This window comes from Amycolatopsis thailandensis (genome assembly GCF_042723255.1).
In the GTDB taxonomy this organism is placed as follows: domain Bacteria; phylum Actinomycetota; class Actinomycetes; order Mycobacteriales; family Pseudonocardiaceae; genus Amycolatopsis; species Amycolatopsis thailandensis.
This window is the reverse complement of record NZ_JBHXJK010000088.1, coordinates 31,434-37,613: the sequence shown is the minus strand read 5'-3', so window position 1 is coordinate 37,613 and position 6,180 is coordinate 31,434. Positions and strand designations below refer to the sequence as shown.

Genomic DNA, 6,180 nt, shown 5'->3' with positions numbered 1-6,180 from the left:
CCCCGGCTTCAGACCTTGATCAACGGAGGATCGGGGACGTTGAGTGTCCCGGATCTTCCGTTGATCAAGGTCGCGCCAGGCGCGACCCGGTGACAGACGAGGTGACGGGGGAAGATCCCGGACGCTCAACGTCCGGAATCCTCCCCCGTCGACCACCAGGATCCAGCGCCAGCCCCACCCGGCACCACAACGAAACAGAGCCCCATCGACGCCGAATCCGGACGTTCGCAGTCCCGGCTCCCCCACCAACCAGACCGAGCGTGGAAGATCCGGGACACTCAACGCCCCAAATCCTCCACACTCGCCAGCCACACCAGCGGGTCGTGAGTGACGTTTCGGGTTAGAGCGGACCGGTATTTACCTACCCACGCCTGAACTGGGCGAGAGTGGTGGTTCCGCGGCTGCCAGGGCGCGACGATGTGGGAATTGGACGTTGAACGTCCCAATTCCTTCATCGTGGGGTCGCCCCGGCTTCGGACCACCATCCAGCACCAACCCCACCAACCCCACCAACCAGACCGAGCGTGGAAGATCCGGGACACTCAACGCCCCAAATCCTCCACGCTCGCCAACGACACCACTGGGCAGGCAAAAACCGAGTCCGCCAGAACCTGAAACGCGACTCACGACCCGCTTACGCGACCTTGCCGAGACCCTGACCTTGAAGTGGCTTTCACAAACACCGCCGACCCGTCAGGCCGAGTAGCGGCGGTGAAGGCCTCGCGCTCTCGCTTCCCAGCCAGCGTTCGCCGCGCCCGGGGAAGGTGACACCGAAGGGCAACTCCGGGCTCGTCGTCAGTGTGCGGTGAGCCCGCCGTCGACGACGAACTCGGCTCCGGTGACGAACGAGGATTCGTCGCCGGCCAAGAAGAGCATCGCGGGAGCGATCTCGGCGGGACTGCCCGCGCGGCGCATGGGGGTGCGCCGGATGTCGGGTTGTTCGTCGCCCTGTTCGTCGAGCAGTTCTTGGATCATCGGGGTGGCGATGACGCCGGGGTGCACCGAGTTGACTCGGACTCCGTGGGTCGCGTATTCGACGGCGGCGGTCTTGGTCAGCAGGCGCACCGCTCCTTTGGACGCCTGGTAGGCGGCGGCCGCTCCGCTGCCCACCAGGCCGAGCACCGAGGAGGTGTTGATGACCGAGGCGTTGCCGGAGGCGCGCAGCAGGGGCATGGCGGCCTTCATCCCGAGCCAGGTGCCGGTCTGGTTGACCGCGATCACCCGGTCCCAGCCATCCTTTGTGGTCTCTTCGATACCGGGCCAGTCCACGACACCGGCGATGTTGACCAAGATGTCAAGGCGGCCGAAACGCCGCCGGGTCGACTCGATCGCCTCGCTCCAGTTCTCCGGCGAAGCGACGTCCAGCCGGGCCGCCAGCACGTCGGCGTCTTCGGCTTCCAGTGACGCAGCAAGGCCTTCCACCGCGTTCCGGTCGATGTCGGTGACGACCAGGCCGGCCCCTTCGCGGGCGAAAAGTTCCGCGGTGGCTCGTCCGATGCCGCCTGTCGCGCCGGTGATCAACGCGACCTTGCCGTCGAGGCGTCCGGGCATGATGTGCTCTTTTCGTTGTGGTTGCTGGTTTTCAGGCCGCGGTGTAGCCACCGTCGGCGGCGACGACCGCGCCGGTGATGAACCCGGACCGGGGCGAGGCCAGGAAACCGATCACCTCGGCGATCTCCTCGGGCTGCGCGACACGGCCCAAGGGGTGGGCGTCGCCGAAGGAACGCAAATACTCCCGGCTGTCCGGGCGGAAGTCGTCGAGCATGTCGGTCTCGATCACACCGGGGGCGACGACGTTGGCACGGATGCCATACGGGCCGCCTTCCAGCGCGAGCACCTTGGTCAGCTGCGCCAACGCTCCCTTGGACGCGCTGTAGGCCGCCGCCTCGGCCAGGCCGACCGTGCAGGCGAACGAGCCGACAGTGACGATCACGCCCCCGCCGCGTTCGCGCATCACCCGGAACGCCTCCCTGGCGTGCAGGAAGGTTCCGCGGGCGTTGACCGACATCAGTCCGTCCCAGTCGGCCGCGGTGGTCTCGGTGATCGGCTTGTTCACCGAGCGACCGGCGTTGGCGACCAGGATGTCCACGCCACCGAACCGCTCGATCGCCGCGGCCACCGACCGCACCGCGACGTCTTCCCTGGACACATCACCCACCAGAGTGGACACCCGGTCGAATCGGGTGGCGAGAGCATCCACCTCGGGGCGGAGGTCCGTGGCCAGTACTCGCGCGCCCCGGGCGTGCAGCCAGGCGACCGTGGCCGCGCCGACCCCGCGGGCGGCGCCGGTGACGAGCGCGACCTTGCCCTCCAGTTCACCGTCCTCCGGCTCGCGGCCGGCCCACCTGCCTGAGACGTCGATATCGCTTGTCATACCGACCAGCGTCGGCGACGGGAGCAAGTGACGGCAGGACGTGTGGTGGCTGGGTGTGCGGCACCCTCCCAACCGGACGGACAACGCCCTACCCTGGTGCCATGGCCAGTGGCGAGCTGGGGGCGTTCCTGCGAGCGCGCCGCGCACAGAGATCCCCGGAAGACGCGGGTATGCTCTACTCCGGCCGCCGCAAGGTGACCGGACTGCGCCGCGAAGAAGTCGCCGTGCTCGCCGGGGTGAACGCCGACTACTACACCCGCCTGGAACAGGGCCGCGAAACCCACCCGTCCCCGCAGGTGCTCGACGCCCTCTGCCGCGCGCTGGATCTCGGCCCCGACGCCCGTGAGCACCTGTACCGGCTGGCCGGCGCCACACCGGGCGACACACCTGCGCCAGTACCCCGGACCGTGAGCCCCGAACTGCGGCAACTCATGGACGGCTACCCGCAGACCCCCGCGTTCGTGCTCGACCGCATCCTGGACGTCCTGGCCACCAACACCCTCGCCGACGCGCTGTTCTCGCCCTTCCGTGCGGTGGACAACCTCGCCCGCATGACCTTCCTCGACCCGGCGGGAAGGCAGTTCTACGCACGCTGGGACTGGACCGCTCAGGCCACCGTGGCGAACCTGCGGGTGGCCGCGGGCTTCGACCCGCACGACCCCGCTCTGCGGCACCTCGTGGCCGAACTCGAAAACGGAAGCGCGCACTTCCGCGCCCTGTGGGAGACACACCAGGTGCGCGGCAAGACCCGCGAACCGAAGCACCTCGTGCACCCCGACGTCGGCCCGCTCACCCTCACCTACCAGGCATTCGACGTGCGCAGTGCCCCGGGCCAGCAACTGATCATCTACCACGCCGAACCCGCCACCCCCAGCGCCCACGCCCTCGCGCTGCTGAGCAGCCTCCACGCCACCGCGCACGACGCGCGCACGGTCGACACCTGACTCGCGGAAGTGGCCGGGAGCGGGACACGCTCCCGGCCACCCGATCCACTACGAGGGCAGGGTGTCGGTCCACTCGGCGGTGATCTTCGCGCCGGCGGGGTCGGCCGCCCGGTAAACCGCGCCCTCCATGGTGATGAAGACCGACGTCCCGTTCACCCGTCCGGTCGCCGGATCGACGACGAGCCGCTCGCCCTCGGGCAGCACCAGGCCCTGGCCGCCCGGCACCGTGCCGAGGTTTTGGACACCCGGATGGCCCGCGATCGCGCGGAAGGCCGTGGCCCGGACCTCCGGCGTGGCGGGCAGCGTGGACACCAGTGAGATCAACGACTGGAAGGCGGCTCGTTCCCGGTCGCTCGCGGTGAGCTCGCCGGCGCTCGTCCTGGCCTCGCTGCGCTCGAGGGCGTCGGCGATCCAGGCCTTCAGCGCGTCCGGGTCCGTCGGCAGGGCACGCAACTGCTCGAGGGTCAGATCGATGGCGACCAGTGAGAACGGGGTGGCTGAAAGCGTTGCCAGCTGCGTGACCTTGCCTCCTGTCTTCGCACCCCGCATCCATGACTGACCGTCCGGCTTGATCCAGTACTCGTACTCGATCGACGCGGTGGCGCCGTCCGCCTCGGTCACCTTCACATGCCAGTAGGTGCCGGCCCCCTCGGGGGAACGCTCGGCGGCGGTCGCGGCCGCGAGCAGGATCTCCTGCCCGCTGACCGTCTGCACCGCCGGGCTGTCGACCGGCGCGGCCGGCATGACCGCGATCGCCACGGCGGCCGCGGCCGCGGTGAATCCGGCCCCCGCGATCAGCCATCCGGTCCGCCGCCGGAAGGAGGCCCGGCCGCCGCGTATCCGGTTCTGGAGCCGGTGCCGGCTGCGGTCGACGACGTCCTGGGACGGCTCGTCCGGGGTCAGCGCGGCGCGCAGCGTCTGCAGGTCATTCATCGAGTGCCTCCGGGGTGAGAATGAGGTTGAGCTTCTTGCGGGCACGGTTGAGCCGGGAACCGACCGTGCCGGAGGAGATACCGAGGGCCGTGGCCACTTCCTCGTACCCGAGCTCGCCGAGCGCCACGAGCAGCAGCACGTCCCGTTCCCCGCTGGACAGCCGCGCCAGCGCGTTCGCGAGTCGAGGCAGCAGCCGCCGGGCGGCCACCGACGCGACCACCGTGCTCTCGTGCCCCTCGACCGCCGGTGCGACGCTCACCCGCGCCAGGGCCCGATAGTGGCGAGCCTCCCTGCGGCGGTGCCTGGCCACCAGATTCGTGGCGATGCCGAACAGCCAGGCCCGCACCTCACCGCGTTCGGGGTCGAACGCGCCGCGCCGGTCGAACGCGACGAGGAACGTCTCCGCGGCGATGTCCTCCGCGGTCTGCGCGTCCAGCCTGCCTGCCACATACCGGTAGATGGCCGCGAAGTAGCGATCGTGCACTTCGGTGAACAGTTCCGGTTCCCGCGCCAACCGGGCGGCCAGGTCGGCATCGGTCACCTGCTCGCCCGTTCCCGCCGTCATGTGTCCGCCTCTGACATGTGGGTCCTTTCCCGTCGACGGTCAGCTTTCACCACCACTTCGCCGCCGGGCGGTTTCTTCTTCCCACTCCCGCAGTGCGGTATGGACTGATCCTCCTTCACCGGCTACCTCCCGCTGCCGGGTTCCGGCCTCCGGTCAGCGGTGCACCAGGCGTCGGAGTCGACGTAGCGTTGTCGCCATGTCCAAGGGACAGAAGCCAGCTCTGAGCTTCTGGGGACTGATGGGCCGCGTGGCCGGGTCCCTGTTCGGGGTCGGTCTGACAATTTTGGCCGTGTTGACCGTGACAGGCGACATCGCCGTCGTGAACGGCGCGGGCGAGCCGACCTCCGACGTCACCCGCGTACTGGTCGGGCTGGTCTACGGCGTCCTGGGGCTGACGACCGTGGGTGCCTCGATCGCCGGATTCCCCGAAGCACCGCACGACGACGGCGGGCGCGCCGGCCGTGAAAGTGGCTTCGAAGACAACGGCGATGGCGACGCCGACTTCGACTGAAAAGCCCACGGCGCGGAAAAACTGCCGCGTCCTTCGGCGTTCGTGAGCGGTGACAAATCTCCGGGCCTCGGCGGGCGACGATTCGTGAGATGTGACGACGACACGGCCGTTCGCGGAACGGCAGGCTTGCCGTGAAGGCGAAAGCGAGGGAGGAAGTTCCATGAAAAAGAGTCAGCCCGCCAGGATGTTCCGCCACGTCCTGGCCTTGTTGGGAGCGTTACTCGCGATGGCCGTGATCACGGCCGGCACGGCTTCGGCCGCGGTGCCACGTGTCGACACCGATGCCGTCCTGAAGGCGGACAGCCGTGCGGCCCTCGGGTCCAACGCCACGAAACAGGTGATATCCCAAAGAACCACGAAGGGCACGGCGGGCGTCGCGGCCACGACCTGCACGGTGAACTACACGGCGCCGGTCAAGGCAGGCGCCTCCGAGGTGGCCGCCACTTATTCGGTCAGCTGTGACCAGGAAGTCACGGGCATCGCCGGCTTCGTCGCGATCTTCCGGGTGGGCCAAGCCACCCCGCTCGGCAACACCTCCGACCAGTTCAATTTCGGGACGCTGAGCGGCGGCGAGCAGATCAAGCGGCCGTGTGCCAGCGGCAACCTCTACACCAAGCTGCGTGTGGTGGTCGTCTTCAAGACCGGCGAGCCGAAGATGATCGACCAGACGTTCTTCAGCCCCGTTTCCCGCGTTTCCTGCTGAGCGGCGCACCATCGCGAACACCGGCGGGGGCCGCGTCCGACAGGGCGCGGGCCCCCCGGCTCGGGGCCGGACCCTCATAACGCGGTGTAGGGGAGCCGCAGGTTCAGGAGTTGCTTAGGCCGGGGGAGGGGGGTGATGTGGGCGCCAACG

At 69.0% G+C, this 6,180-nt stretch carries 7 protein-coding genes; 3 read left to right on the top strand and 4 right to left on the bottom strand.

Going from position 1 to position 6,180, the window contains the following annotated elements; translation table 11 throughout:
• Positions 1-795: 795 nt before the first annotated feature.
• Together ACFWMR_RS29155 and ACFWMR_RS29150 are read right to left on the bottom strand one after the other, a co-directional pair.
• On the bottom strand, positions 796-1,551 hold the full coding sequence (locus ACFWMR_RS29155; protein WP_378380696.1) for an SDR family NAD(P)-dependent oxidoreductase: 756 nt from the start codon (positions 1,549-1,551) through the stop codon (positions 796-798).
• A gap of 31 nt (positions 1,552-1,582) precedes the next feature.
• Positions 1,583-2,374: an SDR family NAD(P)-dependent oxidoreductase gene (locus tag ACFWMR_RS29150; protein WP_378275782.1), complete on the bottom strand. Its 792-nt coding sequence runs from the start codon at positions 2,372-2,374 to the stop codon at positions 1,583-1,585.
• Between the two features lie 101 nt (positions 2,375-2,475).
• On the opposite strand from ACFWMR_RS29150, the gene ACFWMR_RS29145 reads away from it, so the two are divergent.
• Positions 2,476-3,318 (top strand): helix-turn-helix transcriptional regulator, encoded by an 843-nt coding sequence (locus ACFWMR_RS29145; protein ID WP_378380695.1) that lies wholly within the window; start codon positions 2,476-2,478, stop codon positions 3,316-3,318.
• A 48-nt stretch (positions 3,319-3,366) separates the two neighbouring features.
• On the opposite strand, the gene ACFWMR_RS29140 is transcribed toward ACFWMR_RS29145, so the two are convergent.
• Positions 3,367-4,251, bottom strand: a complete 885-nt coding sequence (locus tag ACFWMR_RS29140) for a CU044_5270 family protein (protein ID WP_378380694.1) — start codon at positions 4,249-4,251, stop codon at positions 3,367-3,369.
• Positions 4,244-4,816 (bottom strand): RNA polymerase sigma factor, encoded by a 573-nt coding sequence (locus tag ACFWMR_RS29135; RefSeq protein ID WP_378380693.1) that lies wholly within the window; start codon positions 4,814-4,816, stop codon positions 4,244-4,246. The genes ACFWMR_RS29140 and ACFWMR_RS29135 overlap by 8 nt, the downstream gene beginning before the upstream one ends.
• A gap of 289 nt (positions 4,817-5,105) precedes the next feature.
• Between ACFWMR_RS29135 and ACFWMR_RS29130 the strand changes: the two genes are divergently transcribed.
• On the top strand, positions 5,106-5,327 hold the full coding sequence (locus ACFWMR_RS29130) for a hypothetical protein (protein ID WP_378380692.1): 222 nt from the start codon (positions 5,106-5,108) through the stop codon (positions 5,325-5,327).
• 160 nt (positions 5,328-5,487) lie between these two features.
• Complete coding sequence (locus ACFWMR_RS29125) at positions 5,488-6,030, top strand: hypothetical protein (protein ID WP_378380691.1); 543 nt, start codon at positions 5,488-5,490, stop codon at positions 6,028-6,030.
• Positions 6,031-6,180: the final 150 nt, after the last annotated feature.